Below are 15,577 nucleotides of genomic sequence, written 5' to 3'. Positions count from 1 at the left end.
AATTTAGATATCGCTGTCATCGATAAGTACGTTAGTTTCACTGGTAACGCCTGTTTTTTATGCCTTTTGTAGCAACTGCATTTACACCCGTTGACTGATTTTCTGTGGCTTACAATGCGTCATTGATGATATATTGCGCACTCGCATTCATGCCCCTCGTGGTTTTATCCTGACGTAGCTTTACACTCTTTGCAGGAACCATTGTCGTACATGATGGCCCAATAAACTGAGTGTACCGCTGCGGACATTACATCTTCTGCGATACAACAATCCGTGTTCTCAGAAGGTGTTTATGTTTCCTAAAAGTCAGTTTTCCCGCAAATTTTTGCACCCACGTTACTGGCTGACGTGGTTTGGTCTTGGCGTCCTGTGGCTTCTTGTTCAGTTGCCTTATCCCGTTCTTTGTGCACTCGGTACGCGTACCGGTACTCTCGCACGCCCTTTTCTCAAACGTCGTGAATCTATCGCCCGTAAAAACTTGCAACTGTGCTTCCCAAATCTTTCATCAGACGACAGAGAAAAGATGATTGATGAAAATTTCCGTTCACTTGGAATGGCGCTTCTGGAAACGGGGATGGCCTGGTTCTGGCCAGATCACCGGGTGCGTAAATGGTTTGATGTTGACGGTCTGGAAAATTTACAACGTGCTCAGGCGCATAATCGCGGAGTAATGGTAGTCGGTGTGCATTTTATGTCACTGGAACTGGGCGGTCGCGTAATGGGACTGTGCCAGCCGATGATGGCAACGTATCGTCCACACAACAATCCGTTAATGGAGTGGGTACAAACTCGTGGCCGGATGCGTTCAAATAAAGCGATGATTAGCAGAAACAATTTGCGTGGCATCGTTGGCGCATTGAAAAAAGGCGAAGCCGTCTGGTTTGCCCCTGATCAAGACTATGGTCCAAAAGGCAGCTCCTTCGCGCCGTTCTTTGCCGTCAAAAATGTTGCCACCACTAATGGTACGTTTGTTCTCTCACGTTTATCTGGTGCTGCGATGCTGACGGTGACGATGGTGAGAAAGACCGATAACTTGGGTTATCGCCTGTTTATTACCCCGGAAATGGAAGGTTATCCGGCTGATGAGTGTGAAGCGGCAGCCTTCATGAACAAAATTATTGAGCGTGAAATCATGCGTGCTCCAGAGCAATATCTCTGGATCCATCGCCGTTTCAAAACTCGCCCTCTTGGAGAAACGTCACTCTACGTCTGAGTACGTTTTATTCAAAGAACAGTGTAAATGCGCCTATAACCATGATTTAAATATGGTTTTACAGGCGCATTTTTTTCATCCCCCTAAGGCAAATTATTCCCCCGTGAAATTAATCTGTCGCCGAATCACGACACCTGTAAGTTACTAAAAGTAAATGAGAAAATGCCACTTGTCTCGTTTCAGTTTTAGGCGTAAATTAGCGCCGTCTGGAGCAGATAAGCTCAGAATTCTGAGGTGATGCCCACTGTGAATCGCAGATTTGTCCTGAGTTCATAATGTTCGGCGTCAGCTCTCTATAATCAGGTCAATAAATTCATTTAGGCGTATGAATCACTACGCGGAGAGATGAAAGTGAAATATTTCTTTATGGGCATTTCTTTTATGGTCATCGTTTGGGCCGGTACTTTTGCCCTGATGATCTAAAAGCAAACTGCGAAACGAAAAACAGGAGCCATCTGGCTCCTGTTTGCATTTCTGACGACGGGGATTATTCCGCGTTTTCGTGAATCTGTTTGCTGCTGGCGGGTAGTAAACCGTCAGCGCGGAACATCGCTTTAATCCCTCTGATGGCCTGACGAATACGGTCGCGGTTTTCAATCAGCGCAAAGCGTACATGCGTATCACCATAGTCACCAAAGCCGATACCTGGCGAGACACACACTTTCGCTTCATTCAGCAGCTTCTTGGCAAATTCCAGCGAGCCCATTGCCGCATACGGTTCCGGGATTTTCGCCCAGACATACATCGAGGCTTTCGGCATTTCGACCATCCAGCCCGCTTCATGCAGCCCTTTAACCAGTACATCGCGGCGGCGTTTGTACTGTTCGGCAATGTCGCGAACGCACTGTTGATCACCCTCCAGCGCCGCAATAGCCGCCACCTGCAACGGCGTAAAAGTACCGTAATCGTGATAGCTTTTAATACGTGCTAACGCACTGACCAGCGTTTTGTTGCCGACCATAAAGCCGATACGCCAGCCCGCCATGTTGTAGCTTTTCGACAGCGTAAAGAACTCGACCGCCACGTCTCGTGCACCCGGCACCTGCATAATTGACGGCGCTTTCCAGCCATCGTAGACGATATCGGCATAGGCCAGGTCATGGACCACCAATACATCGTAGCGTTTCGCCAGCGCTACAACCTTCTCAAAGAATTCCAGTTCCACGCATTGCGCGGTTGGGTTCGACGGGAAGCCGAGGATCATCATCTTCGGTTTCGGATAACTTTCGCGAATGGCGCGTTCCAGTTCGTTGAAGAAATCGACACCTTCCACCAGCGGCACTGAGCGTACCTGCGCCCCGGCAATCACCGCGCCGTAAATATGAATCGGGTAGCTTGGATTAGGCACCAGTACAGTGTCACCGTGATCCAGCGTCGCCAGCATCAGATGCGCCAGCCCCTCTTTCGAGCCAATGGTGACGATAGCCTCTGATTCCGGGTCGATCTCGACGTCGTAACGATCCTGATACCAGCGGGAAATGGCGCGACGTAACCGCGGAATACCACGCGAGGTGGAATAACCATGCGTGTCCGGTCGCTGGGCCACCGTACATAATTTTTCGACGATATGCGGCGGGGTCGCACCGTCCGGGTTACCCATACTGAAATCGATAATATCTTCGCCGCGCCGACGCGCAGCCATTTTCAGTTCAGCGGTAATGTTAAAAACGTAGGGTGGGAGACGATCAATACGCGTAAAGCGACGTTCAGGGCGAGTGTCAGCCATAATTTCCTCAGATTAACGTGAGCGCCCGGACCGTCCGAGCGACGCTGCCACGATGGTGGCTGTTTTGAAAATAGCCTGATTAATTTCTGTCTGTCCAGCGTTTTAGAACATTTTTGTTAATAGCCTTAAATGAGGAACTCCGCTTTAAAAACAGGAAATTTATCTACGCTAACAAGAAAATTACCACTCAATTTATTAACATTATAATTTCAATAAATTTACCAGCCAGATGTGCATTATCAAGAGATGCATTGCTAATACACCATTTATCTTTCAATCCCCTTTTAAAATTGTGGTTTTTCCTCAAAAACGGCCTGCTGGTCATCAGCCTTCAGGTTACCTATCATAGAGGTTTAATCCTTATTCAGAGTCACCCGTGCACGAAATATTCAACATGCTGCTGGCGGTCTTCGATCGGGCAGCGTTAATGCTTATCTGCCTGTTCTTTCTCATCCGTATCCGCCTGTTTCGCGAACTGTTGCACAAGTCGGCGCACTCCCCAAAAGAGCTGCTCGCCGTTACCGCCATTTTCTCGCTGTTCGCCCTGTTCAGCACCTGGTCCGGCGTTCCCGTAGAAGGCTCGCTGGTGAACGTACGTATTATCGCGGTGATGTCAGGCGGGATTCTGTTTGGCCCGTGGGTAGGCATCATTACCGGTGTGATTGCGGGTATTCACCGTTATTTAATTGACATCGGCGGCGTGACGGCAATCCCATGCTTTATCACCAGTATTCTCGCGGGTTGCATATCAGGCTGGATCAACCTGAAAATCCCCAAAGCACAGCGCTGGCGCGTCGGTATTCTCGGTGGCATGTTATGTGAAACGTTGACGATGATTCTGGTGATTGTCTGGGCACCCACCACTGCACTGGGGATTGATATCGTCTCCAAAATCGGGATTCCGATGATCCTCGGCAGCGTTTGTATCGGCTTTATTGTGTTGCTGGTACAAAGCGTTGAGGGCGAAAAAGAGGCCAGCGCCGCGCGGCAGGCCAAGTTGGCGCTGGATATCGCCAACAAAACGCTGCCGCTGTTTCGCCATGTCAATAGCGAGTCATTACGCAAAGTTTGTGAAATTATCCGCGATGATATTCACGCCGATGCGGTAGCGATTACCAACACCGATCATGTGCTGGCCTATGTTGGCGTAGGTGAACACAACTATCAGAATGGCGATGACTTCATTAGCCCAACAACGCGTCAGGCAATGAATTACGGAAAAATCATTATTAAAAATAATGATGAAGCCCACCGCACGCCAGAGATTCATTCCATGCTGGTGATCCCATTGTGGGAGAAAGGCGTTGTGACCGGAACACTGAAAATTTACTACTGCCACGCGCATCAGATTACGTCATCATTACAGGAAATGGCGGTCGGTCTGTCGCAAATCATCTCCACGCAACTGGAGGTTTCGCGTGCCGAGCAGCTACGTGAAATGGCAAATAAGGCAGAGCTTCGCGCTCTGCAAAGCAAAATTAATCCCCATTTCCTGTTTAATGCTCTGAATGCTATCTCATCGTCGATCCGTCTGAATCCGGATACCGCTCGCCAGTTAATCTTTAATCTGTCGCGTTATCTGCGCTATAACATTGAATTAAAAGACGATGAGCAAATCGATATCAAAAAAGAGCTGTACCAAATTAAAGACTATATTGCCATTGAGCAGGCCCGCTTTGGCGACAAGCTGACGGTTATCTATGATATTGATGAAGAGGTGAATTGCTGCATTCCCAGCCTGCTGATCCAGCCTTTAGTGGAGAACGCCATTGTCCACGGTATTCAGCCTTGCAAAGGTAAAGGCGTTGTCACCATCAGCGTTGCAGAGTGCGGTAATCGGGTACGCATTGCGGTGCGAGATACCGGGCACGGCATCGATCCAAAAGTCATTGAGCGGGTCGAAGCGAACGAAATGCCGGGCAATAAAATTGGCCTGCTGAATGTCCATCATCGCGTGAAGTTATTGTATGGCGAGGGGCTGCATATCCGCCGCCTGGAACCAGGAACGGAAATTGCGTTTTACATTCCTAACCAACGCACCCCTGTCGCCTCACAGGCTACGTTATTGCTTTGAGCCGGAGTGATATTGTGAAAGTCATCATTGTTGAAGACGAATTCCTGGCACAACAGGAACTGAGCTGGCTAATTAAAGAGCACAGCCAGATGGAGATTGTCGGCACCTTTGACGACGGTCTGGACGTGTTGAAGTTTTTGCAGCATAACCGCGTCGACGCCATTTTTCTGGATATCAATATTCCGTCGCTGGATGGCGTGTTGCTGGCGCAAAACATCAGCCAGTTCGCCCATAAACCGTTTATTGTGTTCATCACCGCGTGGAAAGAACATGCGGTAGAAGCGTTTGAACTGGAAGCGTTTGACTACATTCTCAAACCCTATCAGGAGTCACGCATTACCGGGATGCTGCAAAAACTGGAAGCGGCCTGGCAACAACAGCAGACCAGCAGTACGCCTGCCACGACGGTAACGCGTGAGAATGACACCATTAATCTGGTGAAAGATGAGCGCATCATCGTCACGCCAATTAACGATATCTATTACGCCGAAGCGCACGAGAAAATGACCTTTGTCTATACGCGGCGTGAATCCTACGTAATGCCAATGAACATTACTGAATTTTGCAGCAAGCTGCCGCCGTCACATTTTTTCCGCTGCCATCGCTCATTTTGTGTCAATCTGAACAAAATCCGCGAAATCGAACCGTGGTTTAATAACACCTACATTCTGCGACTGAAAGATCTGGATTTTGAAGTGCCGGTCAGCCGTAGCAAAGTAAAAGAATTCAGGCAGTTAATGCATCTGTAATCGGGATTTTCATGAAAGCAACAGGCTTGCCCGCCGATCAACAATTTTTCGCCGATCTGTTCAGCGGCCTGGTGCTTAACCCGCAACTACTGGGGCGCGTCTGGTTTGCCAGCCAGCCGGCCTCGTTGCCGGTGGGCAGTTTATGTATTGATTTTCCCCGTCTGGATATCGTGCTGCGCGGCGAATACGGCAATCTGCTGGAAGCAAAGCAGCAACATATAGTGGAAGGAGAAATGCTGTTTATTCCGGCGCGCGCGGCTAATTTACCGGTCAACAACAAACCGGTAATGCTGTTAAGTCTGGTGTTCGCGCCGACCTGGCTTGGTTTATCGTATTACGATAGCCGCACCACGTCGTTGTTGCATCCGGTTCGCCAGATCCAACTTCCCAGCCTGCAACGCGGTGAAGGTGAAGCGATGCTTACTGCCCTCACCCACCTTAGCCGTTCGCCGCTGGAGCAAAATATCATTCAGCCACTGGTGTTAAGTTTGCTGCATCTTTGCCGCAACGTGGTCAACATGCCGCCGGGCAATTCGCAGCCGCGCGGCGATTTTCTCTATCACAGCATTTGTAACTGGGTTCAGGATAATTATGCGCAACCGCTTACTCGCGAGAGCGTGGCGCAGTTTTTTAATATCACGCCCAATCATCTGTCAAAACTGTTTGCTCAGCATGGGACGATGCGTTTTATCGAATATGTGCGTTGGGTGCGAATGGCGAAGGCGAGGATGATTTTGCAGAAATATCATCTGTCGATTCATGAAGTGGCGCAGCGTTGCGGCTTTCCGGACAGCGACTATTTTTGTCGCGTCTTCCGGCGTCAGTTTGGCCTGACGCCGGGAGAGTACAGCGCCCGTTTTCAGGGCTAACGTCAGAAGGTTAATTCCGTTTCCAGCAGCGTCAGGATGCTTTGCGCATCTTGCGCGGCAAACAACGACTGGCGGAAGTTTTTATTCACCAGTTTGCGCGCCAGCTGCGAGAAGACTTTCACATGGTTCATCCCTTCGTTAGCACCCAACGTCAGCATGATCACCAGTTCGACTTCGCCCATTTCTGACTGCCAGTCAACCGGTTTCACCAGCCGGGCAATGCTGATACTGGAATGACGGATCCACTGAGATTTGGTGTGCGGGATCGCCACGCCAAAACCAACGCCAGTGGTCACAATCTCTTCCCGCTGCCAGACATCCTCTTCCAGCTCAAACGGATGTTCAGTACGCCCGTTAACGCCAAGGTTGCCGCACAGGAACTGGATCGCCTGCTCTTTATTGCTAAAGGCCTGATCAACAAAGATATTCTCCAGCGCCAGCAGTGGGCGAACGTCTTCTTCCGGCGTAAAGGCGGTGAGTAACGCTTCAATTTCCTGCGCACTGCGGCATTCACATGCCTGACGCGCCAATTCCCGACACGCCTCGCTATCCAGTTGACGAAGCTGGCTTTTCACTGCCGGAATGCGCGGGCTACTCATACTCAGCTCATCCAGGCCCAGTCCAAGCAGTAGCGGCAGATAACGACTTTCACCGCCCAGTTCACCGCAAATACCTACCCATTTGCCGCGCTGATGCGCAGTGGTAACAATCTGCTGCAACATGCGCAGGAACGATGGCGTAATCGGGTTATACAGCGGCGATACGCGCGGGTTATTACGATCGACCGCATACAGATACTGGGTCATATCGTTAGAACCGATACTGAAGAAATCGACCTCATCGCAGAAGTGGTCGATGATGTAGCACACCGACGGTACTTCCACCATGATACCCAGCGTAATCGTCTCTGCATGACGCAGGCCATCGCGCTTAAGCTCAACGATCGCTTTTTGGATCTCGCCCTTCACCCATAAGATCTGATCGAGGCTGTGGACCATTGGGATCATTAACTGGGCATTACCGAAACTGGCAGCGCGCAAAATAGCCCGCAATTGAGTGCGGAACAGACCAGCAAATTCCGGGTAAATACGTACCGCGCGATAGCCGAGGAACGGGTTCTCTTCCTGGGGAATGTTGAGGTAAGGAATGCTTTTATCGCCGCCGATGTCCATCGTGCGGAAAATAATCGGCTTGTCGCCCGCCGCCAGTAGCACCTGTTGGTATGCTTCAAACTGTTCCTGTTCGTCCGGCGCACTGTCGCGCTCCATATAGAGCATTTCGGTACGAAACAGCCCGACACCTTCCGCGCCGTTGGCAAACGCGCCAGGCGCTTCCAGAGCGGTGCCAATATTCGCCGCGATATCAATGCGCTTGTTATCACGGGAATAGGCCAGCTGCGCGGCGGCCTGCGCCTGTTGTTTCTGGCGTTTATCCGCCAGCGTCTGCGCAACCTGATAATAACCGCTCACCGCGTCATCAGGATTAATAGCCAGCACGCCGCACTGGGCGTCAAGCACCGCCGGTTGCCCGGCATAGCGAGCAATGGCATCCAGCGGCAGGCCGCTCAGTACGGGGATCGCCGAGGCGCGGGCCAGAATCAGAGTATGCGAGGTGCGCCCGGTTTTCTCCAGAATCATGCCCGCAAGATTTTTTAAATTGAGGCTCAAAAACTGGCTAGGGGTTAAATCTTCTGCCACCAGAATGGTCGGTTTTTCGAGCACCAGATTATTACGCGGCTTCAGTTCCGGCCAGGTGATATGCAGCAATTGTTCGCTGATATCACGAATGTCGCTGACCCGCTCGCGCAGATAATCGCTGGCAGAGGCAGAAAGTTTGTCGCAAACCTGCTCCATATTGCTGATGATCGCTGCCCCCAGCCCCTGATGCTGTTCTGCCATCAGGCGACGGATATTCCCTGCAAATTCATCATCCTGAATCAGCGATAAATGGGCGCTGAGGATAGTTTTGCTTTCGCCGTCACGCTCGCGCAACTGCTGGTTCAGTTGCTCGGCAAGCGTTGCCAGGCTGTGTTCCAGCCAGGTGGAGTCTTGCGCACTGGCCGGGATTGCCCGATAACTGTCGAGGCTGTTGCTCTGTAGCAGGGTCAACGTACCCACGCCGACGCCGCTTGCCAGCACATTGCCGTACAGTAAATCAGGGTTCAGGCGGCTTAATGAACGCGGCAGTGGATGTGCCGTCAGTTCTGCCTGCGTCGGCTGGACGCTGTCGCTGTCGATAAAGCGCACCTGGATGTACTCTTCCAGCACGCGCCGCGCCTGCTCTTCATCGCTGCCGCTAATGTTCAGGCTGCAACTGTCATTAAATAAGGTGCCGGTGCCAATCAGCGCCAGCGAACTTTTGGCATCGGCCTTTACGTTCTGGCGATGGTTAATGAAGATGATTTCGCTTTGCCACTGGCTGCACTGCTCTTTAAGTTCCCACGCCGGACGAGCATGCAGACCGTTTGGCAAAGGACAGAGAAATTGAATCGTTAACATAACCGCTCCGGGTTAATCAGGAGATCATCTGAAATCCGTCAGTTGAACAACCGTCTCACGCGTAAGACGTTGAATAAGGGCAGATAAAAGTTGCTGCATCTGCAAAATGTCGCGGCAGTCGGCAATCGATGCGGCGCAATGTCCGTGGCGGGTTGCTGGCCCCATCACCACTGTGGGTACGCCAGTGCCGGTTAAATGCACCGCCCCGCCGTCCGTTCCGCCGTTGCTGAACATATCGGCCTGCAACGGCACGCCAATTTCTGCCGCCACGGTTTCGATCCACGCGGTAAGTTTTGGCGGCGCAATCAGCGACTTGTCGCTTAACACCAGCATCGGGCCGTTACCAATCTGGCGATGGTTAGCCGCGCCATAATCAAAGTTTTTCGCCCAGCAGGCGGTATCAAGCACAATGGCGATGTCCGGCGACACCGCGCGGGTGGCGGTTTGCCCGCCGCGTAATCCCACCTCTTCGCTGGAACTTGCCACCAGCCACACTTCCGCAGGCAGCTCGGTGTTGTGCAGCTCACGTAGTAACGTCACCAGCAGGTAGCAACCGAGGCGGTCATCAAAGGCTTTACCCATCACTCGCTGGTGAGGGAGAACCTGAAAAGTGGTATCAAACGTGACACGATCGCCCGGACGAATACCTGCCTGCATCACTTCGTCATACGAGCGCGCACCAATGTCCACGCGCATGGCGCTGACGTCATTCCCCTGCCGCTCGCCATCGAGCAAACCGGGAATTTTGCACTCTTCACGAGTAGTGATCCGTACTGGCTGAAGCTGGCGGGCAGCCATGCGCACATTGCCAACTGGCAGGACATCAATCGCCCCTTCGCGGGAGATGCTACGCACCATAAATCCCACTTCGTCCATATGCACACAGATCATCACCTTCGGACCTGTCGATTCATTGAGGCGGATCAGCACCGATCCCAGGCCATCAAATCGCACTTCTTTTTGCAGTCGATCCGCTTCATCCAGCAGGATCTGCCGCACTTCCTGTTCCGAGGAGGCGATCGCATCTGCCTCGCTCAACGCTTTTAATAGCGATAAATCCATTATGCCTCTCCCGTGAGCAACACTGTTTTTGGCATGGCGTAGAGCACTTCCGCGCCTTGCGGGGTAACCAGCACGACATCTTCGATGCGCACGCCCCCTCGCCCTGGCAAATAAATCCCCGGCTCCACGGTCAGTAACATCCCTGGCTGTAGCGTCGTGGTGTCCCGCGGTGAAAAACGCGGATCTTCATGGACTTCAATGCCGATAGCATGACCGGTGTTATGACCAAAATAGTCACCATAACCGGCTTCTGTAATGACCCGGCGCGCGGCGTCGTCAACCTGCTGGCAGCGCACGCCGGGGCGAATCGCGGAGATTGCCGCGAGCTGTGCCTGCAGGACAATGTTATACACATCAAACAGTGGGTGAGATTCGGCGCTCACCCCTTCGCCATTCACCAGCAAGGTACGCGTCATATCAGAGCAGTAGCCCTGATACAGCGCACCAAAATCAAGAGTGACAAACTCGCCCGCTGCAACAATCTTGTCGCTGGCTTTGCCGTGCGGCAGCGCCCCACGCCAGCCACTGGCGACAATGGTATCGAAAGAGGCTTTTTCTGCGCCCTGCTGGCGCATAAACCACTCCAGTTCAGCAGCAATCTCGCATTCGCTCATCCCCGCCTGAATAAAGCGGCGAATATGCTCTGCACCGCGATCGGCAATCCCACAGGCGAGGCGGATTTTCTCCACCTCCTCTGGCGTTTTGATTTGCCGCAGCACATCCGGCGTGGCGCTTACCAGCTTCGCATTGAGTTCAGACTGCCAGCGGTGCGCGGTTTCCCAACTTACCTGCTGGCCTTCAAAACCGAGCGTTTGCAACTGCTCATCGGCAATGATTTGATTGACGATAGTGGTAAGCGTGTTCGTCGCGTCAAGCAAATGCAGCTGGTAGCCTTGCGTGCGGGCTTCTACATCCGCGTAATAGCGCGAATCCACCAGAATGTGCGCACTTTCACGGCTAATCACCACATAGCCTGATCCGGTGGAGATCCCCAGATGCGGTTGTTTGTTCTGCCGTGAGGAGAGAAGCACCGCATCCAGTTGTTGCGCCTTAAGCCAGTCGCGCAGCGAAGCGAGTAATGTCATCAGGATTGTCCTTCTTACAGGCTATCGATTAACAATTTGCCTTTACGGAACATCATCAGACGCAGGAACACCACCATCAGCGCAGTTATGACTGCCCCCAGCGCGATCCCCGCCATGTAGACGCCAAGGTTAGTGACCAGCGGCCATGCCCAGATAGCGGACTCCGGGAACCATTGCACTGCGCCCAGCCAGACAGCGGCGGTTGAGCCGACAATCGCGCCGACCATATACGACGGAATGGCGGTGATGGGGCTTTCCAGCGCAAACGGAATCGCACCCTCACTGATCCCCATAAAGGCAAGGAACATGGCGGTTTTACCCTGCGGATAAAGCTGAGCGTTGAACAGGCGTTTGCCGGTTAAACGACGGTCAATAATGGTCGCCAGACCCAGACCAATCGGTGGAATAACGATAGCGATAGAACGTGCGGTGACCGGTAATACGTGGTCAGTGGTAAAGCTGAAGGCAACGAAACCTGCGGCTTTGTTGATCGGGCCACCAAGGTCGATTGCTGTCGCTGCTGCGATACCCATCGCATACATTAGCGCGCCCTTCTCACCTGCGGCAGTCAGCACGGCACGAATACCGCCGTTGATCCAGCCACCAAAGGGGGTGATGACGTAGTACATCGCCAGCATGACAAAAATGGCGGAAAGAATCGGTAGCAAAAATGTGGTTTTGAACGCTAACAGGAAATCCGGTAACTGGATTTTCTGGTTCATCCACTTCACAAGGTAACCGGCAACGATGGAAATAATCAGGGCACCAATGAAGGTGGACGGCACCGGCGAAGAGGTCGCCCATTGCATCGTGCTGGGATCGAAGTTCAGCAGTTGCGTCGGCTGGGTAGACATCAAGCCGCCGATAAAACCAGCCGGGAATGCCAGTTTGCCACCGATAGAGTTCGCCACAAAAGCGGCAAACATCGGTATGGCAAAGCCAAACAACACGCCGCCGAAGGACTGCGACAGCCAGGCAAACTTCAGTAAGGAGAGGTCGAAACCGGAGAATTTCCCGCTATTAAGCGCATCCATGATGCCGATATCAGCAGGAATTTTAAGCCAGCTATAAGCAATCAGCTGGCTGAAAGCGAGGATCACACCGCCCATAATTAAGGTCGGCACCATGCGTGAAATCCCTGACATCACATGCTGCGGGAGCTCACCCCAGAAGCTGGTTTTAGAGGCCTGCGGATTCTTAATTGCCGCTGCCGCACCGGATGCGCCAGGCACAACGGTTGCACTGCGTTTTTTAATGGCCATAACAATTATCCCTGTCGAATATTACTGTTGTTCAGAGGCAATCATCTCTTCGATTTCTTTGATGATGCCCGCAGCGTTTTTAATTGCGTCCTGCAAAGTGATTTCATAAACGTCGCGTGATTCGAAACGTTCGTTATCTTCCGGGGTAACCGCCACGGAGTGGATGATGATGGTCGCTTCGGCGATATCCTGCGCGGTCAGACGATTCTGGATGCCGTCCGCACCCTGGGTTTCAATTTTCACTTCATAACCGGCTTCTACCGCCGCTTCTTCCAGCGCCTGAGCGGCCATAAAGGTGTGAGCCAGGCCCATTGGGCAGGCACATAAGGCAATCAGTTTCTTACTCATCGTTAATTCCTCGTTCAGTGATAGTTGATGAGTGAAATTATGAACGTGCAAAACAAATCGCCGTTACCAGACAAATAATGCATTTACTGGAGAATTAATCCCGCTGTACGGAAGTGTGACGCAGGTCGGCCTTGTGAGGAGACACAAAGAAAAATAGGATTAACTGTTTGATTTAAAAGATTATCGGGAGAGTTATCTCCCGATTTGACAGGAAGGATTTACAGAATGTGGCCTAAGGTCTGGCGTAAATGTGCGCCGGAACCGAGAAGGCCCGGATTGTCATGGACGATGAGATACACCGGAATATCATGGACATATTCTTTAAAGCGCCCTTTATCTTCAAATGCGGCACGGAAACCGGAGGCTTTGAAGAACTCAAGGAAGCGTGGCACGATGCCACCTGCAATATAAACCCCACCGAAAGTTCCCAGCGTCAATGCAAGGTTGCCGCCAAAACGACCCATAATCACACAAAATAGCGACAACGCGCGGCGACAATCGGTGCAGCTGTCAGCCAGCGCGCGTTCAGTAATATCTTTTGGCTTGAGATTTTCTGGCAGACGATTGTCGGCTTTCACAATCGCGCGATACAAATTCACCAGCCCAGGACCAGAAAGCACGCGCTCTGCCGAAACATGACCAATTTCTGCACGCAGTATTTCGAGGATAATGCCCTCTTCTTCACTATTCGGCGCAAAATCAACGTGACCGCCTTCGCCTGGCAAGCTTACCCAACGCTTATCGACATGGACCAAATGCGCAACCCCAAGCCCTGTTCCGGCACCGTAAACCGCAATAGGTTTACCTTCTACCGGTTCTGCACCGCCAAACTGGATCAGATGCTCTTTTTTCAGCATCGGGATCGCCATCGATACAGCGGTAAAGTCGTTAATAATTTCCAAATGACTAAAACCGAGATTCTTTTTCATTTCGGCTATTGAGAACGCCCAGGTATGGTTGGTCATTGCCACCCAGTCACCGGTAATTGGGCACGCGATGGCGATACAGCCGTCTTGCACCTCGACATTATGTTCTTCAAGATAAACGCGAATAACCGCTTCGAGGCTCGGGTAATCAAGCCCTGAATAGGTCTTAGCCTGCGAGATTTCACCACTGGCAATATCACACAGAGCAAGACGTGCGTTGGTGCCGCCCACATCACCGACTAATGCATACTTTGTCATTCTTCAACTGCTCCGCTAAAGTCAAAATAATTCTTTCTCACACTGTAAATACCTGGGGGCATAACAACAACGCCGGAAAGGCAGGCTCCCTGTAAATATCGATCTGGGTCACACAATTACTTTATCGTTTCAGCACCAATTGCAGCGATGCCTTTTTGCAAGCTGGGCAAACTAAGTATCTGACCCTGCATAAGGAATAGAACATGCTCCATCCGCGAGCCAGAACCATGTTGTTATTATCGCTCCCCGCCGTGGCAATTGGGATTGCGTCCAGTCTTATTCTGATTGTGGTGATGAAAATCGCCTCGGTATTACAGACTCTGCTCTGGCAACGACTGCCGGGAACTCTGGGAATAGCCCAGGATTCACCTTTCTGGATCATCGCCATATTAACGCTAACGGGTATTGCGGTGGGGTTGGTTATCCGTTTCAGCCAGGGGCATGCCGGGCCAGACCCCGCTTGTGAACCACTGATCGGCGCACCGGTTCCGCCCTCTGCGCTACCAGGACTTATCGTAGCATTAATTCTCGGTCTTGCTGGCGGCGTCAGCCTGGGGCCAGAACATCCGATCATGACCGTCAATATCGCCCTTGCGGTTGCGATAGGTGCTCGTCTGTTACCGCGCGTCAACCGGATGGAGTGGACTATTTTAGCCTCTGCCGGAACTATCGGCGCGCTGTTTGGCACACCTGTTGCGGCGGCGTTGATATTTTCGCAAACCTTAAATGGCAGTAGTGAAGTCCCGCTATGGGATCGTCTCTTTGCGCCGTTAATGGCGGCGGCGGCTGGTGCGCTAACCACCGGATTGTTTTTCCATCCTCATTTTTCGCTGCCCATTGCGCATTATGGGCAGATGGAGATGACCGATATTCTCAGCGGTGCAATTGTGGCGGCGATTGCCATCGCAGCAGGGATGGTTGCCGTATGGTGTCTGCCACGGTTGCACGCGATGATGCATCAGATTAAAAATCCGGTGCTAATGCTGGGAGTGGGCGGATTTATTCTCGGTATTCTGGGAGTTATTGCTGGACCGGTTTCGCTATTTAAAGGGCTGGATGAGATGCAGCAGATGGTGGCAAATCAGGCTTTCAGCACCAGCGATTACTTTTTGCTGGCCGTGATTAAACTTGCCGCTCTCGTGGTTGCTGCCGCCAGCGGCTTTCGCGGTGGGCGAATATTCCCGGCAGTGTTTGTCGGCGTGGCATTAGGATTGATGCTGCATGAGCACGTTCCCGCTGTCCCGGCGGCAATAACCGTTTCCTGCGCTATTCTCGGCATCGTGCTGGTGGTAACACGCGATGGCTGGTTAAGTCTATTTATGGCTGCGGCTGTTGTCCCTAACACCACATTGCTACCGCTGCTCTGTATCGTCATGCTTCCTGCATGGCTGTTATTAGCCGGTAAGCCGATAATGATGGTGAATCGTCCAAAGCAACAGCCCCCCCACGATAACGTTTAGCAAAAAATGCTCTCCTTTATGATTTAAGAGTTATGGCGATGATACGG

Annotated in this window: 13 protein-coding genes; 6 read left to right on the top strand and 7 right to left on the bottom strand. The window is 51.9% G+C overall.

Annotated elements, in window-relative coordinates; genetic code table 11:
• Positions 1-292: 292 nt before the first annotated feature.
• Entirely contained in the window at positions 293-1,213 is a 921-nt protein-coding gene (gene lpxP, locus EFER_RS04065; protein ID WP_000484190.1) for a kdo(2)-lipid IV(A) palmitoleoyltransferase, read from the top strand.
• A 351-nt stretch (positions 1,214-1,564) separates the two neighbouring features.
• Positions 1,565-1,636 (top strand): membrane protein YpdK, encoded by a 72-nt coding sequence (gene ypdK, locus EFER_RS23670; protein ID WP_010723117.1) that lies wholly within the window; start codon positions 1,565-1,567, stop codon positions 1,634-1,636.
• A gap of 64 nt (positions 1,637-1,700) precedes the next feature.
• Here the strand turns inward: ypdK and alaC are convergent, their stop codons facing one another.
• Positions 1,701-2,939 (bottom strand): alanine transaminase, encoded by a 1,239-nt coding sequence (alaC, locus tag EFER_RS04060; RefSeq protein ID WP_000785934.1) that lies wholly within the window; start codon positions 2,937-2,939, stop codon positions 1,701-1,703.
• A 376-nt stretch (positions 2,940-3,315) separates the two neighbouring features.
• Here alaC and ypdA point away from each other — a divergent pair, with 376 nt between their 5' ends.
• The 3 genes from ypdA to EFER_RS04045 are packed head-to-tail and all read left to right on the top strand — an operon-like array spanning position 3,316 to position 6,631.
• Entirely contained in the window at positions 3,316-5,013 is a 1,698-nt protein-coding gene (gene ypdA, locus EFER_RS04055) for a two-component system sensor histidine kinase YpdA (protein WP_000544359.1), read from the top strand.
• 14 nt (positions 5,014-5,027) lie between these two features.
• Entirely contained in the window at positions 5,028-5,762 is a 735-nt protein-coding gene (ypdB, locus tag EFER_RS04050) for a two-component system response regulator YpdB (protein WP_001298580.1), read from the top strand.
• Between the two features lie 11 nt (positions 5,763-5,773).
• Complete coding sequence (locus EFER_RS04045) at positions 5,774-6,631, top strand: AraC family transcriptional regulator (protein ID WP_000648315.1); 858 nt, start codon at positions 5,774-5,776, stop codon at positions 6,629-6,631.
• Between the two features lie 2 nt (positions 6,632-6,633).
• Here EFER_RS04045 and ptsP read toward each other — a convergent pair whose 3' ends face one another.
• The 6 genes from ptsP to glk form a co-directional block, all read right to left on the bottom strand.
• Positions 6,634-9,129, bottom strand: coding sequence for a phosphoenolpyruvate--protein phosphotransferase (gene ptsP, locus EFER_RS04040; protein ID WP_000955837.1), 2,496 nt, complete (start codon positions 9,127-9,129; stop codon positions 6,634-6,636).
• 24 nt (positions 9,130-9,153) lie between these two features.
• Entirely contained in the window at positions 9,154-10,191 is a 1,038-nt protein-coding gene (gene ypdE / locus EFER_RS04035) for an aminopeptidase (protein ID WP_000365997.1), read from the bottom strand.
• Complete coding sequence (ypdF, locus tag EFER_RS04030; protein WP_000173271.1) at positions 10,191-11,276, bottom strand: aminopeptidase; 1,086 nt, start codon at positions 11,274-11,276, stop codon at positions 10,191-10,193. Before ypdF ends, ypdE begins: the two co-directional genes overlap by 1 nt.
• 14 nt (positions 11,277-11,290) lie before the next feature.
• Entirely contained in the window at positions 11,291-12,538 is a 1,248-nt protein-coding gene (locus tag EFER_RS04025; RefSeq protein WP_000985314.1) for a PTS fructose transporter subunit IIC, read from the bottom strand.
• Between the two features lie 21 nt (positions 12,539-12,559).
• Positions 12,560-12,886 carry a PTS fructose transporter subunit IIB gene (locus EFER_RS04020; protein ID WP_000038456.1) on the bottom strand — a complete coding sequence of 109 codons (327 nt, stop codon included), beginning with the start codon at positions 12,884-12,886 and terminating at the stop codon, positions 12,560-12,562.
• Between the two features lie 218 nt (positions 12,887-13,104).
• Complete coding sequence (glk, locus tag EFER_RS04015; protein ID WP_000170368.1) at positions 13,105-14,070, bottom strand: glucokinase; 966 nt, start codon at positions 14,068-14,070, stop codon at positions 13,105-13,107.
• A gap of 203 nt (positions 14,071-14,273) precedes the next feature.
• On the opposite strand from glk, the gene EFER_RS04010 reads away from it, so the two are divergent.
• Positions 14,274-15,530 (top strand): ion channel protein, encoded by a 1,257-nt coding sequence (locus EFER_RS04010; RefSeq protein ID WP_000903163.1) that lies wholly within the window; start codon positions 14,274-14,276, stop codon positions 15,528-15,530.
• Positions 15,531-15,577 lie beyond the last annotated feature (47 nt).

This window comes from Escherichia fergusonii ATCC 35469, assembly GCF_000026225.1.
GTDB lineage: Bacteria > Pseudomonadota > Gammaproteobacteria > Enterobacterales > Enterobacteriaceae > Escherichia > Escherichia fergusonii.
This window is presented reverse-complemented; position numbering and strand designations above follow the sequence as displayed.

What these genes read in the sequence shown, in the direction of transcription:
- lpxP (WP_000484190.1), top strand. Translation starts at nt 293, where the DNA reads ATGTTTCCTAAAAGTCAGTTTTCCCGCAAATTTTTGCACCCACGTTAC.
- alaC (WP_000785934.1), bottom strand. Translation starts at nt 2,939, where the DNA reads ATGGCTGACACTCGCCCTGAACGTCGCTTTACGCGTATTGATCGTCTC.
- EFER_RS04045 (WP_000648315.1), top strand. Translation starts at nt 5,774, where the DNA reads ATGAAAGCAACAGGCTTGCCCGCCGATCAACAATTTTTCGCCGATCTG.
- ptsP (WP_000955837.1), bottom strand. Translation starts at nt 9,129, where the DNA reads ATGTTAACGATTCAATTTCTCTGTCCTTTGCCAAACGGTCTGCATGCT.
- ypdE (WP_000365997.1), bottom strand. Translation starts at nt 10,191, where the DNA reads ATGGATTTATCGCTATTAAAAGCGTTGAGCGAGGCAGATGCGATCGCC.
- ypdF (WP_000173271.1), bottom strand. Translation starts at nt 11,276, where the DNA reads ATGACATTACTCGCTTCGCTGCGCGACTGGCTTAAGGCGCAACAACTG.
- EFER_RS04025 (WP_000985314.1), bottom strand. Translation starts at nt 12,538, where the DNA reads ATGGCCATTAAAAAACGCAGTGCAACCGTTGTGCCTGGCGCATCCGGT.
- EFER_RS04020 (WP_000038456.1), bottom strand. Translation starts at nt 12,886, where the DNA reads ATGAGTAAGAAACTGATTGCCTTATGTGCCTGCCCAATGGGCCTGGCT.
- glk (WP_000170368.1), bottom strand. Translation starts at nt 14,070, where the DNA reads ATGACAAAGTATGCATTAGTCGGTGATGTGGGCGGCACCAACGCACGT.
- EFER_RS04010 (WP_000903163.1), top strand. Translation starts at nt 14,274, where the DNA reads ATGCTCCATCCGCGAGCCAGAACCATGTTGTTATTATCGCTCCCCGCC.